General features: G+C 69.1%; 17 protein-coding genes. 5 read left to right on the forward strand and 12 right to left on the reverse strand.

Annotated elements, in window-relative coordinates; genetic code table 11:
* Positions 1-4 precede the first annotated feature (4 nt).
* From NE358_RS07290 to NE358_RS07305, 4 genes are all read right to left on the reverse strand, one after another.
* The gene (locus NE358_RS07290; protein ID WP_056231926.1) at positions 5-376 is read right to left on the reverse strand and encodes an RNA polymerase-binding protein RbpA; all 372 of its coding nucleotides are present in this window, start codon (positions 374-376) and stop codon (positions 5-7) included.
* 93 nt (positions 377-469) lie between these two features.
* Positions 470-1,267 carry a glycerophosphodiester phosphodiesterase family protein gene (locus tag NE358_RS07295; RefSeq protein ID WP_103209656.1) on the reverse strand — a complete coding sequence of 266 codons (798 nt, stop codon included), beginning with the start codon at positions 1,265-1,267 and terminating at the stop codon, positions 470-472.
* Positions 1,267-2,214, reverse strand: a complete 948-nt coding sequence (locus NE358_RS07300; protein WP_103209654.1) for an SPFH domain-containing protein — start codon at positions 2,212-2,214, stop codon at positions 1,267-1,269. The genes NE358_RS07295 and NE358_RS07300 overlap by 1 nt, the downstream gene beginning before the upstream one ends.
* Entirely contained in the window at positions 2,211-2,702 is a 492-nt protein-coding gene (locus tag NE358_RS07305) for an NfeD family protein (RefSeq protein ID WP_103209652.1), read from the reverse strand. The genes NE358_RS07300 and NE358_RS07305 overlap by 4 nt, the downstream gene beginning before the upstream one ends.
* A gap of 144 nt (positions 2,703-2,846) precedes the next feature.
* Between NE358_RS07305 and NE358_RS07310 the strand changes: the two genes are divergently transcribed.
* Complete coding sequence (locus tag NE358_RS07310; protein WP_103209650.1) at positions 2,847-3,611, forward strand: SDR family oxidoreductase; 765 nt, start codon at positions 2,847-2,849, stop codon at positions 3,609-3,611.
* A 2-nt stretch (positions 3,612-3,613) separates the two neighbouring features.
* Positions 3,614-5,584 (forward strand): S9 family peptidase, encoded by a 1,971-nt coding sequence (locus NE358_RS07315; protein ID WP_267787389.1) that lies wholly within the window; start codon positions 3,614-3,616, stop codon positions 5,582-5,584.
* A 52-nt stretch (positions 5,585-5,636) separates the two neighbouring features.
* Here the strand turns inward: NE358_RS07315 and NE358_RS07320 are convergent, their stop codons facing one another.
* Positions 5,637-6,185, reverse strand: a complete 549-nt coding sequence (locus NE358_RS07320) for an HdeD family acid-resistance protein (RefSeq protein ID WP_103209648.1) — start codon at positions 6,183-6,185, stop codon at positions 5,637-5,639.
* 72 nt (positions 6,186-6,257) lie between these two features.
* A complete protein-coding gene (locus NE358_RS07325; RefSeq protein WP_116240162.1) occupies positions 6,258-7,187 on the reverse strand; it encodes an AEC family transporter in 930 nt (309 codons plus the stop codon).
* A 97-nt stretch (positions 7,188-7,284) separates the two neighbouring features.
* Between NE358_RS07325 and NE358_RS07330 the strand changes: the two genes are divergently transcribed.
* Together NE358_RS07330 and NE358_RS07335 are read left to right on the forward strand one after the other, a co-directional pair.
* Positions 7,285-7,977, forward strand: coding sequence for a class I SAM-dependent DNA methyltransferase (locus tag NE358_RS07330; protein WP_289942484.1), 693 nt, complete (start codon positions 7,285-7,287; stop codon positions 7,975-7,977).
* Between the two features lie 78 nt (positions 7,978-8,055).
* Positions 8,056-8,829 carry a dienelactone hydrolase family protein gene (locus tag NE358_RS07335; protein ID WP_289942485.1) on the forward strand — a complete coding sequence of 258 codons (774 nt, stop codon included), beginning with the start codon at positions 8,056-8,058 and terminating at the stop codon, positions 8,827-8,829.
* A 1,103-nt stretch (positions 8,830-9,932) separates the two neighbouring features.
* Here the strand turns inward: NE358_RS07335 and NE358_RS07340 are convergent.
* Entirely contained in the window at positions 9,933-10,571 is a 639-nt protein-coding gene (locus NE358_RS07340) for a hypothetical protein (RefSeq protein WP_289942486.1), read from the reverse strand.
* Positions 10,572-10,867: 296 nt separating this feature from the next.
* Here NE358_RS07340 and NE358_RS07345 point away from each other — a divergent pair, with 296 nt between their 5' ends.
* Positions 10,868-11,329, forward strand: coding sequence for a P-loop NTPase family protein (locus tag NE358_RS07345; RefSeq protein ID WP_499318468.1), 462 nt, complete (start codon positions 10,868-10,870; stop codon positions 11,327-11,329).
* Here NE358_RS07345 and NE358_RS07350 read toward each other — a convergent pair.
* From NE358_RS07350 to NE358_RS07370, 5 genes are all read right to left on the reverse strand, one after another.
* Positions 11,326-11,883, reverse strand: coding sequence for a DUF6578 domain-containing protein (locus tag NE358_RS07350; RefSeq protein WP_146035569.1), 558 nt, complete (start codon positions 11,881-11,883; stop codon positions 11,326-11,328). The genes NE358_RS07345 and NE358_RS07350 overlap by 4 nt on opposite strands.
* Positions 11,884-11,912: 29 nt before the next feature.
* Positions 11,913-12,722: an SDR family NAD(P)-dependent oxidoreductase gene (locus NE358_RS07355; protein ID WP_116239741.1), complete on the reverse strand. Its 810-nt coding sequence runs from the start codon at positions 12,720-12,722 to the stop codon at positions 11,913-11,915.
* A 220-nt stretch (positions 12,723-12,942) separates the two neighbouring features.
* Positions 12,943-13,707, reverse strand: a complete 765-nt coding sequence (locus NE358_RS07360) for an SGNH/GDSL hydrolase family protein (protein ID WP_289942489.1) — start codon at positions 13,705-13,707, stop codon at positions 12,943-12,945.
* A 210-nt stretch (positions 13,708-13,917) separates the two neighbouring features.
* Positions 13,918-15,252: an MFS transporter gene (locus NE358_RS07365; RefSeq protein ID WP_289942490.1), complete on the reverse strand. Its 1,335-nt coding sequence runs from the start codon at positions 15,250-15,252 to the stop codon at positions 13,918-13,920.
* A complete protein-coding gene (locus NE358_RS07370) occupies positions 15,249-16,319 on the reverse strand; it encodes an LLM class flavin-dependent oxidoreductase (RefSeq protein WP_103209618.1) in 1,071 nt (356 codons plus the stop codon). Before NE358_RS07370 ends, NE358_RS07365 begins: the two co-directional genes overlap by 4 nt.
* Between the last annotated feature and the right edge of the window lie 87 nt (positions 16,320-16,406).

The raw sequence follows: 16,406 nt of genomic DNA on the forward strand, positions 1-16,406 counted from the left end.
AGCGTCAGGCGCTGAGCTTCTCGTTCCCCGCGCCGCGACGAGCACGGACGAAGGCGAGGCGCTCTTCGAGGAGTTCCTCGAGTTCGGGGATGGTGCGACGCTCCAGGAGCATGTCCCAGTGCGTGCGGGCCGCCTTGTCGGCGCTGTGGTCGACGGTCGCCGTGCCGTCGCCGATGCGAAGAAGGGCCTCGGCGCCGCAGGTGCGGCACTCCCAGGCGTCGGGAACCTCGGCGTCGGCAGCGAAGGTCAGGACGGTGTCGCGTCCGCAGGTGCTGCAGGAATAGGTGTGTTGTGCACGGTCGTGGAACACGACGCCGTCTTCGCTCTGGAGGCTTTGGGCGCCGAGTCGGATGCCGCGGAGACTGCGGTCTGCCATTTTGTGGTCCTCTCGTCGGTCCCCATGTATAACGTTCGCACCTGTGCGCTTTATTCGAACTGCGCGCGTCCTGACGAGTTTCACAGTGGATGCTCAGACAGATGCTGTTCCCCGTCTGTTCACGAGCGCGAGGGCGACGTCCGCGCGGTCGGTGACCAGACCGTCGACACCGAGGTCGAGCAGGCGCGACATGTCGTCCTCGTCGTTCACCGTCCACACGTGTACTTCGACACCGGCCGCGTGCGCGTCGCGGATCAGTCCTCGAGAGACGACCCGGATCGGTCCCTGGCGCTCGGGGATCTGAAGGGCGTCGATGTCGTCGAGGATGCCGCGGACACGCCCTGTCCGGCGCAGGGCGCGAGCGGCCAGGAGCCGCGCGATCGTCCCGGATCCGGGGGAGGTGGCGGGTCGCGTCGTGGCGCCCGCCGCCCGGGTCGCGGCCAGAGTGTCGAGGCGTCGCTCGTCGGAAAAACTCGTGATGAGAACGCGCTCGGTGTGCGGGGCGACGAGCCGACCGACCTCGGCCGCCGCGGCCGCGGCCTTCACATCGAGGTTGAAGCGCACCTCGGGGAATGCCTCGAGCGCTTGGGCGAGCGTGACGAGACCCCCGCGCTCGGCCATCAGCTCCTCGATCTCGTGCAGGCGCACGTCGGCGATCGCCCGGGGGTCGCCGGCCACCCGCTGCAGGTCGTCGTCATGGAACAGCACGACCTCGCCGTCGGCGGTGAGGTGGCAGTCGGATTCGACGTAGTCGGCCCCGGCCGCGTGGGCCTCGGCGACTGCGGCGAACGAGTTCTCGACGACGCCCTGGGTGGCGGCATCCGGGGTCACCAGTCCGCGATGGGCGAGCACGCGCGGGGTGGAGCGGGACAGGTAGGGATGCCGTGTCATCAGGGGGCCGAGTCGCTCGAGCCGGGCGCGACGATGGGGGAGTCGTCGCCACCGGTCCGCGAGGCGAATGCTCCCGAGATGCCCTTAAGGGCCTCGGTGAACTCGCTCGGGATGATCCACAGCTTGCTGGAGGAGCTGTCGCTGATCTTCGGCAGCGTCTGCAGGTACTGGTAGGCGAGGAGCTTGTCGTCGGGGCGCCCCTCGTGGATGGCGGTGAACACCGAGTGGATCGCTTCGGCTTCGCCCTGCGCGCGCAGAACGGCCGCCTGCTTGTCTCCCTCGGCCTCGAGGATCGCGGCCTGGCGCCGACCCTCGGCCTCGAGGATCTGGGACTGCTTCGAGCCCTCGGCGGTCAGGATCGCGGCACGGCGATCGCGTTCGGCTCTCATCTGCTTCTCCATCGAGTCCTGGATCGAATGGGGAGGGTCGATCGCCTTGAGCTCGACACGTCCGACCCGGATGCCCCATTTTCCCGTGGCTTCGTCGAGGACGACGCGCAACTGGCCGTTGATGTTGTCGCGGCTCGTCAACGCCTGCTCGAGGTTCAGCCCGCCGACCACGTTGCGCAACGTCGTCGTCGTCAACTGCTCGACCGCTCCGAGGTAGTTGGCGATCTCGTAGGTGGCGGCGCGCGCGTCGGTCACCTGGAAGTACACGACGGTGTCGATCGAGACGACGAGGTTGTCTTCGGTGATGACCGGCTGCGGAGGGAACGAGACCACTTGCTCGCGCATGTCGATGAGCGGACGCACCCGGTCGACCAGCGGGACGACGAGGTTCAGGCCGGGCGTGAGGGTCTTGTGGTACCGCCCGAGGCGCTCGACCACGCCCGCCCGCGCTTGCGGGATGATGCGGACGGCGCGGAAGAGGACGACGACCACGAAGACCACCACCGCCGCCGCGAGGATCCATCCGATCGTGACGGGGATGATGTTGTCGGCGTTCATGTCGCGACCTCCTGTTCGTGCGCGCGCGGAACGACGGCGCGGACGACGGCGGTGGCGCCGTCGATGCGGACGACCTCGACGCGCGTCGCGGGGTCGAGTCGGATGCCGGTGTCGCTGCGCGCGGTCCACACGTCGCCGTTGGTGAGTTTGACCTGCCCTGGGACAGAGGGCGACACCCGCGACAGCACGAGACCCTGGAGGCCGAGCAGGGCGTCGACACCGGACGGGCGTTCGTCGGCGCCGCGGTGCAGACGCCGGAGCAGCGGAGGCCGCAGGAAGGTCAGCAGGGCGACGGCGGCCAGTGCGGCCACGATCGCCTGCATCCACAGCGGCGCGCCGAACAGGTCGGAGAGGAGCCCCGCGGCGCTGCCCCCCGAGAGCATGAGGAAGGTCAGTTCGCCCGTCAGCATCTCGATGACGACGAAGACGAGGATCAACACGATCCAGCCGATCCAGGCCCACGTGTCGGGAGTGGAGAGAACGTCCATTTCGTGCCTCCTGGCCCGAACGTAGCACCGGGTCGCGCCGCCGGGGTCGGTTCTCATCCAGCACACAGGCTGCCCGCCCCCGGGAGGTGCCGGGTCGGTCGGTAGGCTGGGGAGTCGATCTTTCGAATCGTCAGGAGAACTTCCGTGTCCCAGACCCTTCCGTCCGGCTCCCTGAGCGGCAAGACCGCTCTCGTCACCGGCTCGTCGCGCGGTATCGGCGCCGACACCGTCCGCTACTTCGCCGAGGCCGGCGCGAACGTCGTCATCAACTTCCGCAACAAGGCGCCGCGCGCCGAGAAGCTTGCCGCGCAGCTGCGCGAGCTCGGCGTCGAGGCTCTCGTCGTCGGTGCCGACCTCACCGATCCCGAATCGGTGAAGGCGATGTTCGACGAGGTCGAGCGCACCTTCGGCGGTCTCGACATCCTCGTGCTCAACGCCTCGGGCGGGATGGAGTCGGGCATGGCCGAGGACTACGCGCTGCTGCTCAACCGAGACGCGCAGGTCAACGTGCTCGAGACGGCCCTGCCCCTGCTCACGGCCGAGGCCCGCGTGGTCTTCGTCACCAGCCACCAGGCGCACTTCATCCGCACCACCCCGACCATGCCCGAGTACGAGCCGGTCGCCCTGTCCAAGCGCGCCGGCGAAGACGCTCTGCGCCAGAAGATCCCCGCCCTCGAGGAGCGCGGCATCGGCTTCACCGTCGTCTCGGGCGACATGATCGAGGGCACCATCACGGCCACCCTGCTCGAGCGCGCGAACCCCGGCGCGATCTCGGCCCGCCGCGAAGACGCCGGCAAGCTCTACAACGTCTCGGAGTTCGCGGCCGAGGTGGCCCGCGCCGCGGTCGACCCGGTGCCCGCCGACAACACCCGCCTCGTCGGAGACACGGGTTCGTTCGGAGGCGAGTGATCATGCGGCCGACCGACATCCAGACACTGATCGGGGTCGGTCGGCCCGCGATCGCTGCTACGGGGGCGTTCGCGGTCTTCGCGACCTCGCGCCCCGATCTCGCCGCCGACCGGGCGGTCGGTCAGCTGTGGCGGGTCGACGTGCCCGACGGCTCCCCGCGCCGCATCACGCGCGGGGTAGCGGACCGCGCGCCGCGGCTGTCGCCCGACGACAGCACCATCGCATTCCTCCGTTCCGATGAGAAGGGCCGCGCCCAGATCTTCGTCGTCGCCGCACAGGGCGGCGAACCCGTGCAGGTCACCGACCAGCCCGGGGGAGTGACAGACCTCGCATGGTCGCCCGACGGCTCGCGCCTCGGCTTCACCGCGCGCGTTCCCGAACCCGGGCGGTACGGCACCGTGGAGGGCCGGGATGCCGCAGCCGAACCGCCGCGCCGGATCACCGGCATCCGCTGGCATGCGAACGGTCTCGGCTATCTCGATCGACCCGCGCACGTGTTCGTCGTGGACGCGCCCGCCACCGATGCGGAACCGTTCTACGAGCCGGCCCCCGGACTCGACGCACCCGAGAAGACGGTCGTCGCCGCTGCGTCCACCGCGCTGACGCACGGGGAGACGAGCTGGAGCGGCGTGGTCTGGACGAACGACGGCGCCGAACTGCTCAGCGTGCCCGACGTGATCGAGACGGCGCGCCGCGACCTGCGCGATCGGATCGTCGCGATCGCGGTCGACAGCGGCGAACAGCGCGAGATCCTGGGCCGCGCAGAGAACCTCTCCGTAGCGAGCGTCGACGTCGCCCCCGACGGCACCGTCTTCCTGCTCGCGAACGACGTGGGCGACGAGGGCACCGACTTCGTCGCTCCCGGCGTCGCGCTCTTCGCGCTCGACGCCGACGGCCCCCGTCTGCTCACCGATCCCGAGTCGATCGACCTCGGCGAGGTCGGCAGCCACCTCTCGTTCGACGGCGACGACGTCCTCGTGCAGGACCGCACCCGCGGGCGCCTGAGGCTGCTGCGGGTGTCGCGCGGCGGGCGGGTCGATCAGGTGCTGGGTGGCGACCTCGAGGTCTCGGGGCACGCGGTCGCGCGGGGGCGGGTCGTGGCATCCGTGGCGTCTCCCGAGTCTTCCGGCGAGCTCGTGACGATCGACGGGCCCGAGGTGCGGGCGCTCACCGCGTTCGGCGGAGCCGCGCGCGAGACGGGCATCGCGGTGCCGGTCGAACACGAGATCGCCGGCCGTGACGGCTATCCGGTGCACGGGTGGGTCGCGGTGCCCGAGGGGGAGGGGCCGTTCCCCGTCATCCTGCAGATCCACGGCGGGCCCTACGCCTCCTACGGCGTGCACCTGTTCGACGAGACGCAGGTCCTCGTCGACGCCGGCTACGCCGTGGTCTACAGCAATCCGCGGGGGAGCGCGGGGTACGGCCGTGCGCACGGGCGGTCGATCCGTCGCCGCATGGGGACGCTCGACTTCTTCGACGTCATGGACTTCTTCGACGGCGTGGTCGGGGCCGACCCGCGGCTCGACGCGCAGCGGGTCGGCGTGATGGGCGGCTCCTACGGCGGCTACATGACCGCCTGGATCATCGCGCACGACCACCGCTTCGCCGGAGCGATCGTCGAGCGCGGATTCCTCGATCCCGCCGCCTTCCCGGGATCGAGCGACATCGGCTCGTTCTTCGGCGACGAGTACGTCGGCACCGACCCGGCGCTCGTGGCCGCCCAGAGCCCCATGGCCGTCGTCGACCGGGTCGCCACGCCCACGCTCGTGCTGCACTCCGAGCTCGACTACCGCTGCCCGCTCGACCAGGCGACCCGGTATTACGCGGCCCTGAAGCGCAACGGCGTCGACGCCGAGATGCTCGTCTTCCCCGGCGAGGATCACGAGCTCACGCGTTCCGGCCGCCCGCAGCACCGCGTGCAACGCTTCGAGGCGGTCCTCGACTGGTGGAGCCGGTACCTGCCCGTGCGGTGACAGAAGAAGGGGCCCGGATGCCGTGGCATCCGGGCCCCTTCTTCTGTCGGCGTCAGACGGCCTTGCCGAACTGGATCGCGCGCACGATCTGGAAGGCGCCGAGGATGACCAGTGAGATGCCGATCAGCAGGAACAGCGTCACCGCGCCCAGCAGCGGCGAGAACAGCAGAACGATTCCGGCGACGATGCTGACGATCGCGAAGAAGACCGTCCACGCGCGCGCCTTCGAGGCGTGACCGGCGGTCGTGAGCGAGACGACGCCCTCGATGATCCACAGGATGCCGACCAGGGTGCCGATGAAGACACCGAACCACGCGGTCGTGGCCGAGAGGTTCGCGAACGAGAAGATGCCCGCGACGATGAAGAGCACGCCGAGGACGAGGTAGCCGATGCGGGCCCAGCCGGAGCGCCAGAACAGGCCGATGCCGATGTTCACCAGGCCCGCGATGATCACGTAGACCGAGATGATGCCGACGGCGACCTCGGCGGTGCGGCCGGGCCAGATGAGGATGAGAAGACCGATGACGAGCGAGAGCGCTCCGCTGACACCGAGCGCGGTGCGCACGGCCCCGACGGCGGGACTGGTCGTGGAGGGCGACATGGCGAGCCTTTCTGTGTAAAAGCTGAGAACAACTCTCACCTTAGACCCGAGGGTTGTCGAGCGCGACGGGTGCTACGCGGGGGAGTGCTCGAGCAGAAGCGCCACCGTGAACAGCACCGGCAGGCAGCCGAGGGTCGAGATGAAGACGACGTCGCGCGACAGGATCTCGCCGACGCCGTAACGCTGCGCGAAGTTGAAGACGTTCTGGGCCGTCGGTAGAGCCGCGAGCACGACGACGATGAAGACCTGATCGGCGGGCAGGGCGAAGAGCGTCGCGACCAGCCACGCCAGCGCCGGCATCGCCACCAGCTTGAGAGTCGAGGCGATGACGACGTCGACGCGGCGTCCCGGCTCGGTCAACACACGCTGGCCGTACAACGACATGCCGTACGACATCAGCAGCACCGGCACGCAGGCTCCCGCGATGAGGTGCAGCGGGTCGAAGACGATGGGCGGCAGGTCGACATCGAGGAGGGCCACGAGGACACCCAGAGCGGAACCGATGAGCATCGGGTTCTTCGCCGTCTGCAAGAGGATGCGCCCGATGTTGCGGGATCCCGAGGTCGCGGCATCCAGGATCGACAGCGCGATGGGCATGAGCACCAGCAACTGGAACAGGATCACCGGAGCCGAGTACGCCGCGTTCCCGAGCATGTACAGCGAGATCGGGATGCCGATGTTGTTGCTGTTCACCTGGCCCGCCGACAGAGCGCCGATCACCGTCTCGCCCACGCGGCGACGCAGGACCAGGGCCGAGAAGAGGGCGTAGACGCCGATGATGACCGCGGCGGTGATCATCGACACCGGGAGCAGTGCCGAGAACAGGGTTGCGACGTCGGCCTTCGCGAGCACCGTGAACAGGAGGAAAGGCGAGAGGACGAAGAACGTCAGGCGGCTGAGAACGTGTCGTGCGTGCGGACCGAGCAGGTCGATGCGGGCGATGATGTAGCCCACGACGACGGCGAGACCGACGACGGCGAACCCGGTGAAGACGCCGCTCATGCGCCGGGCTTCCGATCGAGGGCGCACAGGGGAGTCATCGGTTCGAGCGTAGCGGGGGTCTTGGCCCGGCTCGTGACGGCGTGATGGGATGAGGCGCATGTACTCGGATTTCGCACCCTTCTACGACGTCGTCCAAGGGGGCGCGGCCGAGGCCTTCGCCGGATGGATCGAGCGGCATTCGGGGGAGTCGGGACCCTCGCGCCGTTCGGTGCTCGAGCTCGGCTGTGGCACCGGAGCCGTGCTCGAACGGCTGCCCGCGAACTGGACCAAGGTCGGCGTCGACGTCTCGCCCGAGATGCTCGAGATCGCCCGGATCAAGAAAATGGATGCCGAGTTCCTCACCGCGGACATCCGCTGGCTGTCGCTGGACCGAACCTTCGATGTGGTCGCCTGCGTCTACGACACGATCAACCACCTGCCCGGCAGCGATTGGCCCTCGGTCTTCGCCACGGCCGCGGCGCACCTGGCGGATGGCGGGGTCTTCCTGTTCGACATGAACACCCTCGGCCGCTTGCGGGCGGACGCCGGCGAGGAGCACACCACCGAGGCCGACGGGACGACGGTGTCGATGCGGATCCGTGATGTCGGTGACGATCGTTACGACTGGCATGTGCGGATCGAACGCGAGGGCACCGTCGTCGAGGACACGATCTCGGAGTATGCCATAGCGCTGTCCGAGGTGCGCGCGATGCTGGAGGACTCCGGATTCACGCGAGTCGAGGTGAGCGGCGGGCGCGATCAGCCGGTCGGCGACGACGCGCGGCGGCTGTTCTTCGTCTGTCGGCGCTGAGGCGCAAGGCCCGGCTGCCTCCCGAGTCGAGGGTCTAGTCTCCCCAGCGACACGATTCCTCACCTCCGGGAGCACCGCATGACGACGTATTCCGCAGACCTCACCGGCATCCTCGACCGCGAACCCCTCCCGGCATCCGGGATCGACTCCGGCGAGGTCGAGTACCACGTCGACGGGGTCGACTACCGCGGTTACCTCGCTCGTCCGGCAGGGGAGGGGCGGTACCCGGGAGTCCTCGTCGTGCACGACTGGCTCGGGGTGACCGACTACGTCCGGATGCGCTGCGACATGCTCGCCCGGCTCGGCTACGCGGCCTTCGCCGCGGACGTGTACGGCGCCGACGTGCGGCCCGCGCCGGAAGAGGCCGCGGGCGTCGCCGGTGGCTTCTACCAGGACCGGCCGCTGTGGCGGAAGCGCATGACCGAGGCGTTCAACCACCTGGTCTCGCAGCCGTCGGTCGACTCGCAGCGCACCGCGGCGATCGGCTACTGCTTCGGCGGTTCGTCCGTGCTGGAGCTCGCGCGCACGGGCGCCGCGGTCGATGCGGTGGTGAGTTTCCACGGCGGGTTGCTGACCGGACCGGCGGGCGAGGCGGAACGAATCACCGCCAAGCTGCTCGTCCTCCACGGTGCCGCCGACCCCGTCGTTCCCGACGACGCCCTGCTCGCCTTTGAGAACGACCTGCGCACCGCGCCGTCGGTGGACTGGCAGGTGGTCTCGTACGCCAACGCCCTGCACGCGTTCACGCTTCCGGATGCTGACGCCCCCGAGCACGGAGCGCAGTTCCAGGCCGTCGCGGAGCGCCGGAGCTGGACGGCGATGAAGGCGTTCCTGGCGGAGGTTCTCGGCTGAAGGGCCGGCCGACGCACGCATGAACGCGATCCGCGCACATGAACGCGCTGTGCTCGTGTTTGTGCGCGCGGGAAGCGTTGATGGATGCCGTCGTCGCGCCATGGGGTGGGTGCAGGGTCGAGGTCGATCAGCGGGCTCCGCCGAGGCATGAGCCGCGCCGTCGGGCCCTGATCCCGACGCATAAACGCTCCCAGCGACCGAAAACACGCTGTGCTCGCGTTTCTGGTCGCTCGGAGCGTTTATGCGTCGTCGCGGGACGGCCGGTGGCGCGATGCGTGTGAGCCGATAATGCACATTATGTCAGTTTAACGTCGCGCGCCCGCCTCGAGTGCTCCCGTCGCTGCGGCTGCAGGCGCTGCGACGGACTGTGGCGCGAGCGATACGCTTCTTCCGATTTGGTCTATTTTGTCCCGTTCTGGCCCGATCTGTGAGGAAGGGCGGGCCGCGAATGTGTCGACCCACTGCACGACGAGGCGACGGCCCAGCGGCGGCGAAGCTGCGCAACCGCTCAGCGGACGACTGAAGGAGTTGAAATGCGACCGCCCACCCATCGGCGATTCGGACTGTTCACGGCCCGGAAGCTTCTCGCGACGACGCTGATCGTCGTGGCCGTGGCTGGTGTCATCTCCCCCACCTCCGCCACGGGCGCCTGGTTCACTGACGCGAAGTCGGTGTCGGGCAATTCCCTGACGTCGGCAACGCTCGACGCGCCCCGGAATTTGAAATGGCCATCGAGCACCAGGTTGTAGCGGAGTACGCCGTTGTCGTCGTCGATGTCGTACTCGACGGATCAATCCACCAGCGGATTGAACTTCTGGACCATCTCCAGTTCGGGCAAGCAGTCGGATGCAGGGGTCGTCTGGTCGCCCGTGATTTGTCCGTACATGACACGGAAAGCCTCGGACGGCTCCTGTGTCTGGGATGGGCAGCTGAGCTACTCCGTCGATTATCGGTACGGGCCCTGGCGTTCTGACTACAGCGGTCTCGTCCTATAGGGCAAGCTGCACCGGAGGCAAGCGCCCACGGGCTTCGGCAGGTGAGCGAAGCCGGCTGAGACGCCCTGCGGCGTTGCTGTGCTCGATGCTGGATGTGGGCGAACGGTGTCAGAGGCCGAGAACGGCCAGCGCGACGGTCACCGTGATGTCGTCGGCCGGCGCGTAGGACTCGCTGCCCGAATCATCGTGTCGACCATCGTGCAGCTCGATCGACACACCGGGGACGTACACGTTCGAGTATCCCGGGCTGTCGGCGGCGCCGTCCGTGGTCCACCGGATGCCGAGACCACCGACGCCGTCGAGGCGGGGGTCGTCGATGGGGGTCGCGGTGAGGTGGAGCATCTTGCCCAGCATCGCCAGCGCATCGCGGGTCGGGATGTCGTCGGCGGCGCTCACGGTCACGCTAGCGAAGGGTCCGTCGTCAGGTGCCGACCACTGGCAGAGGACTCCATCATCGGCGATGCTTTCGCCGACGAGCGTCATCCCGCTCACGAAGGACGGGATCACGCCGGTCACCTGCTCGCAGCTCGTGATGTGCGGGAAGGGTCTGGTTGAGTCCGTCGCTGCGTCGTCGGAGGTGCCCGTGTCATCGGTCGACGCGGCGTGATCCGGGGCGAGGCTGTCCCCCGTGTCGTCCACGGCGGTCGCGCACCCGGCGAGGAGGGACGTTGCGATCACACAGGTGACGAGGCCGGCCGTCGCTCGGCCGATCGGGTGATGGCGGAAGGGGGTCAGGTCGAGCGTCATCGCAGTCCTCAGAGCAGGAAGTGGTGTTATCGGTCGATAACACTACGGCAGGCTCTTCGCCATCCGCACGGCGTGTTCATTAAAATTCGATGAGTGATTGCCGCCCCGCACAAAGCCCCCCGCAGCCTTCCGGTCCCCGCGAATACCGGCCATCTTTTGCGTGCCGAAGGCGGCCACGTCGACAGCCCCCGGCCCTGACGGAGATCGACGAGATGCGTCCTTCACGCGTGCACATCCTGGGTGCGAGCGGTAGCGGAACGACAACCCTCGGTCACGCGCTGGCCGCACGATGGGCGGTGCCGCATGCCGACGCGGACGACTACTTCTGGATACCGACCACTCCCCCGTTCCTCCTCAAAAGGGACGAGGCGCACAGGGTGGCGTTGATGCGCGAGATGTTCGTATCCCGTCCCGCGTGGGTGTTGTCAGGGTCGATGCTCGGGTGGGGTGAGTCGGTCGTCGCCGAGTGCGACGCGATCGTCTTCGTCACGTTGGACCCGGCGGAACGCCTGCGCCGGCTGGAAGAGCGCGAGATCGTCCGTCGCGCAGGCCGACCTCACGACGACGACGCGTGGCGCGTCTTCAAGACGTGGGCGGAGGGATACGACGACCCCACCTTCGACGGCCGTAACCGTGTCGAGCACGACAGGTGGCTCGCGGCGATCGGCAAGCCGGTGCTCCATCTCGATAGCCGGTCGACGGTGGAGGAGTTGATGAATGCCGTGTGCGGGTGGGAACCCGCTGGCGCGACGTCCTAGCGTTTCGTCTGGTCGACGTCGACGAGCCACCCTCTGCGCACGCGCACCCGCTGTTCACCGGGCTCGGGCCCGTCGGGGCCGTCAACGGAGACCGGACCATGCGACTCGTGCCGCTCACCCGGAACCGCATCGGTGGGAATCAGCTCGACCGCGTGCGGCACGGGCTTGGACACACGCATCCATCGTGATGGGCGCAACCCGAGGAAGACCGCGCCTCCGCGGTCGCCGAGTGAGGACGGCGGGAGGCCCACGTCCACGGGATTCGCGTCATCTCGCGGTGCACCGTACCCGGGATGACGGGGACTCGAACGGGTCACGGTGTCTTGCAGGACGATCTGGATGCGCGTGGCGCGGCCTTGGACGCGATCGTTCGTGGTGGCCTGGGGATGCCGCCGCTCGAAGGCGCCGACCGTCGCGGCAAGCTCGGCGCCGAGGTCTCGGACGAACTCGTCGGAAGGCGTCCGTCTATGAACCACGAAGTCCACTTCGTCACTCAGGGTGAACGGGTCACCGCAACAGTCCCACTCCGTCGAATCCAGCCAGACGCGCGTCATACCGTCCACGCCCAGGGCGCGGGTGTCGCTCAGTCGCTCCGCACCCACCCTGCCGTCACGCCCAGCACGCGCGAACCGTCCAGGTCGCCCAGCGAGAGACCTGCGAACTGGGTCGCAGCGTCCGAGGTCTGCCAGCGGAAGCGCGGCGCCGACGTGGTGGCCGCCTCGACGACGGTCTTCGCGGCATCTGCCGCCGACTGCGCCGACGCGAATGACGTGGCCGCGCGATCGAGGTACGCCTGCTGCAACTCCGCGTACGGGCCGGGGGCCGCGCGGTGCACCGAGTCGACGAACGACGAGGCGACGGCAGCCGGTTCGACGATCGATACGTCGACACCGAACGGCGCGACGACGGGGGCGAGCGACTGCATGAGCCCCTCGACGGCGAACTTCGCGGCGCAGTACGCGTCCGAGAACGGCTGTCCGACCGCTCCCCCGACGCTCGTCACGGTGACGATGCGGCCGCTCCCCCGCTCGCGCATCCCGGGAAGGACCAGACGGGTGAGACGCGCGACGGAGAGGTAATTCGTCTCGAGCTGCTCCTGCAGCTGGTCGTCGCTCACCTGCTCGAGTGTGCCGACGGCACCGCGTCCGGCGTTGTTCACGAGGATGTCCACGGGTCCGGCGGCATCGATCAGGGCGCGTGAGGCCACGGCATCCGTCACATCCAACGCCCGGATGTCGAGTTCGACGCCCGCTTCGGATGCCGCGGAACGCAGGGCGTCGGCACGCCCGGTGTCGCGGACCGTGGCGATGACCGCCACCCCCTGCTGCGCGAGCTGGATGGCGGTGTGCAGGCCGATGCCGCTGGTGGTGCCGGTGACGAGTGCGAGAGTCATGGTTTCATCATGCGCCTCGGATCCCATGTGTGCGGTGTGCGGGGGTTGTCCGGAGGACGATGCCAGGGTGATCGCGTGGAGGTGACAAAACGACGGGTGCCTCAGATCGTCGTGACAACGGCGTCGTGCGCCTCACGGTGAGCATCGACGGGTAGTTGCCGCTCGGCAGGTGAGGGGAATGAGCGGATGCCAAGACCCGGTGTTCTGGGCACGAGGTGACTCAGCCGCGCGGCATGAGCTCCACCCACCCGCCGCCGAACTTCGCCTGGCGGCCGTCGCCGGAGGAGGTGCCGGTGAGGCGGCGGCGCACCCACGGGGCCACGTGCTCGCGGTAGTACGCCGAGCCCTTCAGCCGCTGCGTCTCGGGAATCTCTTGCAGGTGCCACCACTCCGCGGGCGGGGTGAGGCCGACCGACTCGATCACGCGGGCCGCGACCCGGTGGTGGCCGCGGGCGTTCATATGGAGACGGTCGACCGACCAGAACTCGCCGCCGGCCAGGTCGCGGTCGAACCAGTTGTAGGCCGTGATCACGTCAGGTCGGGCCTCGAGACGCTTCTCGACGGCGTGCGAGAGGCGATCCCCGCGGGCTTCGATGACCTTGCCGAGCGGAAGCCCCGCCGTGGGGTTCGCGCCCGAGAGCACGATGAGCTGCACGCCCTCTTCATCGCAGCGGCGCACGACGTGGTCGAAGAGGTCGACGATCCGGTCGATGCCGGTCCGCGGGCGCAGCATGTCGTTGCCGCCGCCGTTGAACGACAGGTGCGTCGGCTTCAAGGCCAGCGCCGGCTCGAGCTGCTGCGCGACGATCGGCTCGATCAGCTTGCCGCGGATCGCGAGGTTCGCGTACTCGATCGGCTCGCCCGCGGCATCCGCCCATCCCTGCGCGGCCAGGTCGGCCCACCCCCGGACGGTTCCGTCGGGCAATTCGTCGCCGACGCCTTCGGTGAACGAGTCGCCGATCGCGACGTAGCGGACGGATGCCATGGCTCGAGCCTACGCCGGACGCGGTGGGGGCCGGTCGCGGCAGGCCCCCGTTCGGCACGGCGGCGACCCGCCCGGGGTGCGGAGGATCGGACGTGGCCCGTGGACGCCGACATCGCGGGGTTCGGGGCGCTTTCGGTGTCCCGGGGCGACCGTTTTCCGCCCGGGAGGGACGGATGTCGCCCCGACCGGCTTGTTCCGCCCGAGACGGGTCTACGCCAGTGCCCGCCCGCGCTGCTCCCGCAGGAACAGCGCCGCGACCACGGCCACGGTGAAGAATGCCGCGAACACGACGAACAGCAGCGGTGCTCCACCGACTGCGAGCAGCGGCGGCACGGCGAGAGGGGCGACGATCGACGCGATCCGCCCGATCCCCGCGGCCCAGCCGGACCCGGTCGCCCGAAGCGGCGTGGGGTACGTCTCGGGCGTCGCGGCGTACAGAGCTCCCCACGCGCCGAGGTTGAAGAACGACAGCGCCATACCCGCGGCGATCACCGCTGCTTCGCCGGTCGCCGTACCGAAGAGCACCGCGGCCACCGCGGAACCGGCGAGGAAGGCTGCCAGCGTCGCGCGCCGCCCCCAGACTTCGATGAGCCAGGCGGCGACGGCATAGCCGGGCAGCTGCGCCAGCGTGATGACGAGGGTGAAGCCGAACGAACGCACGAGGTCGTACCCCTGGGCGACGAGGATGGTCGGGATCCAGATGAACGCCCCGTAGTACGAGAAGTTCACGCAGAACCACAGCACCCACAGCGCCGCCGTGCGCGCCCGCAGCGCCGGGGACCAGAGGGCCCTCACGCGGGGACGGGGGGCGGGAGCGGATGCCGGGACTCCCTCGGTCGACGCCTCGAGGGCGATCCGACCGGCCGCGGCCTCGAGATCCCGCACGATGACGATCGCCTCGGAATTGCGTCCGCGCGAAGCCAGCCAGCGCGGCGATTCGGGCAGACCCCACCGCACGATGAGCGCGTACACCGCGGGGATCGCACCCAGTGCGAATGCCCAGCGCCAGCCATCGGCGGACGACGGCACGACGAGGTAGCCGATGAGCGCGGCCGCGGTCCACCCGACGGCCCAGAACGCCTCGAGGAAGACGATGAGCCGACCCCGCATACGGGCGGGCGCGAACTCGCTGACGTAGGTCGAGGCCACCGGAAGTTCGGCCCCGAGGCCGAGACCGACCACGAAGCGGAGCACGAGCAGCGCGGCCAGACCGCCCACCAGCGCACTCGCCCCGGTGGCCACGCCGTACACCAGCAGAGTCAGGGCGAAGACGTGACGCCGACCGAACCGGTCGGCCAACAGTCCGCCGACGCTCGCCCCGATCGCCATGCCGGCGAAGCCCGCCGACGCGATCCACGACGCCTGCGTCGGCGCCAGTTGCCACTGCACGCTGAGGGCCGCGATGACGAACGAGATGAGCCCCACGTCCATGGCATCCAGGGCCCAGCCCAGACCCGACCCGCCCAGGATCCGGCCGTGACGACGGGTGAACGGCAGCGCGTCGAGGCGTTCGGACACCCGGATGGTGTCGGTCGTCGTGGTCACCGGATGCCGGGAGCGTCGACCGACGCCGGGGTGTCGGCGAGCATCTCCTCGACGAGGGGACGCACCTTCGTGCCGTACAGCTCGATGCTCGACAGGAGCCGGTCGTGCGAGATCGACCCGCTCGCGATCTTCATCTGGAAGCGGGAGTTGCCGAGCGCGCGGACGGTCGCGGCGATCTTGCGAGCGACGGTCTCGGGCGACCCGACGTACATCGACCCCTCGGGTCCGACGTCGTGCTGGAAGCGCATGCGGTTGTACTCGGGCCAGCCCCGCTCGCGGCCGATGGTGTTGTTGAGTTCGGCGACGCCTTCGAAAGCCTCGTCCCACGCCTGCTCGTCGGTCTCGGCGACGTGGCCGGGAGAGTGCACCGAGATCGGCATCTGCGGCTTGCCGAGCTCGGCCAGCGAACGTCGGTACAGGTCGGCGTAGGGGCGGAATCGGGCCGCCGAGCCGCCGATGATCGCGAGCACGAGACCGTAGCCGTAGCGAGCCGTCCGGACGACCGACTCGGGAGAGCCGCCGACGCCGACCCAGGCGGTCAGGCCCTTCTCGGTCTTCGGGTAGACATCGGCATCCTGCAGCGCGGCGCGCGTGCGGCCCGACCAGGTGACGGGCTTCTCGGTCAGTAGGTGCGAGAACAGCTCGAGCTTCTCCTCGAACAGCTGCTCGTAGTCGGCGAGGTCGTAGCCGAAGAGGGGAAACGACTCGATGAAGGAGCCGCGGCCGAGGATGACCTCGGCACGTCCGTTCGAGATGGCATCCAGCGTCGCGAAACGCTCGTACACCCGCACCGGGTCGTCGCTCGAGAGGACGGTCACCGCGGTTCCGAGGTGGATGTCTTTCGTGCGCGCGGCGGCGGCGGCCAGGACGATCTCGGGGCTGGTGACCGCGAAGTCCTTGCGATGATGCTCGCCCACCCCGAAGAACGACAGGCCGACTTCGTCGGCGAGGACCGCCTGGTCGACGACGTTGCGGATGGTCTGCGCATCGGACAGGAGCGACCCGTCGGGCGCGCGCGAGATGTCTCCGAAGGTGTCGAGGCCGAGCTCGAGGGGACGGGCGTCCATGGGATCTCCTTGCATTCGGATGAATGAACTTTACGCGACGGCGGAGTATTCCCCGCATCGTCGAGGGGCGCCCGTTCAGCGGACGCC

Source organism: Sphingomonas sp. G5 (genome assembly GCF_052660795.1).

What these genes read in the sequence shown, in the direction of transcription:
- NE358_RS07350 (WP_146035569.1), bottom strand. Translation starts at nt 11,883, where the DNA reads ATGACGCGCGTCTGGCTGGATTCGACGGAGTGGGACTGTTGCGGTGAC.
- NE358_RS07330 (WP_289942484.1), top strand. Translation starts at nt 7,285, where the DNA reads ATGTACTCGGATTTCGCACCCTTCTACGACGTCGTCCAAGGGGGCGCG.
- NE358_RS07320 (WP_103209648.1), bottom strand. Translation starts at nt 6,185, where the DNA reads ATGTCGCCCTCCACGACCAGTCCCGCCGTCGGGGCCGTGCGCACCGCG.
- NE358_RS07325 (WP_116240162.1), bottom strand. Translation starts at nt 7,187, where the DNA reads ATGAGCGGCGTCTTCACCGGGTTCGCCGTCGTCGGTCTCGCCGTCGTC.
- NE358_RS07335 (WP_289942485.1), top strand. Translation starts at nt 8,056, where the DNA reads ATGACGACGTATTCCGCAGACCTCACCGGCATCCTCGACCGCGAACCC.
- NE358_RS07370 (WP_103209618.1), bottom strand. Translation starts at nt 16,319, where the DNA reads ATGGACGCCCGTCCCCTCGAGCTCGGCCTCGACACCTTCGGAGACATC.
- NE358_RS07355 (WP_116239741.1), bottom strand. Translation starts at nt 12,722, where the DNA reads ATGACTCTCGCACTCGTCACCGGCACCACCAGCGGCATCGGCCTGCAC.
- NE358_RS07295 (WP_103209656.1), bottom strand. Translation starts at nt 1,267, where the DNA reads ATGACACGGCATCCCTACCTGTCCCGCTCCACCCCGCGCGTGCTCGCC.
- NE358_RS07290 (WP_056231926.1), bottom strand. Translation starts at nt 376, where the DNA reads ATGGCAGACCGCAGTCTCCGCGGCATCCGACTCGGCGCCCAAAGCCTC.
- NE358_RS07305 (WP_103209652.1), bottom strand. Translation starts at nt 2,702, where the DNA reads ATGGACGTTCTCTCCACTCCCGACACGTGGGCCTGGATCGGCTGGATC.
- NE358_RS07300 (WP_103209654.1), bottom strand. Translation starts at nt 2,214, where the DNA reads ATGAACGCCGACAACATCATCCCCGTCACGATCGGATGGATCCTCGCG.
- NE358_RS07340 (WP_289942486.1), bottom strand. Translation starts at nt 10,571, where the DNA reads ATGACGCTCGACCTGACCCCCTTCCGCCATCACCCGATCGGCCGAGCG.
- NE358_RS07360 (WP_289942489.1), bottom strand. Translation starts at nt 13,707, where the DNA reads ATGGCATCCGTCCGCTACGTCGCGATCGGCGACTCGTTCACCGAAGGC.
- NE358_RS07315 (WP_267787389.1), top strand. Translation starts at nt 3,614, where the DNA reads ATGCGGCCGACCGACATCCAGACACTGATCGGGGTCGGTCGGCCCGCG.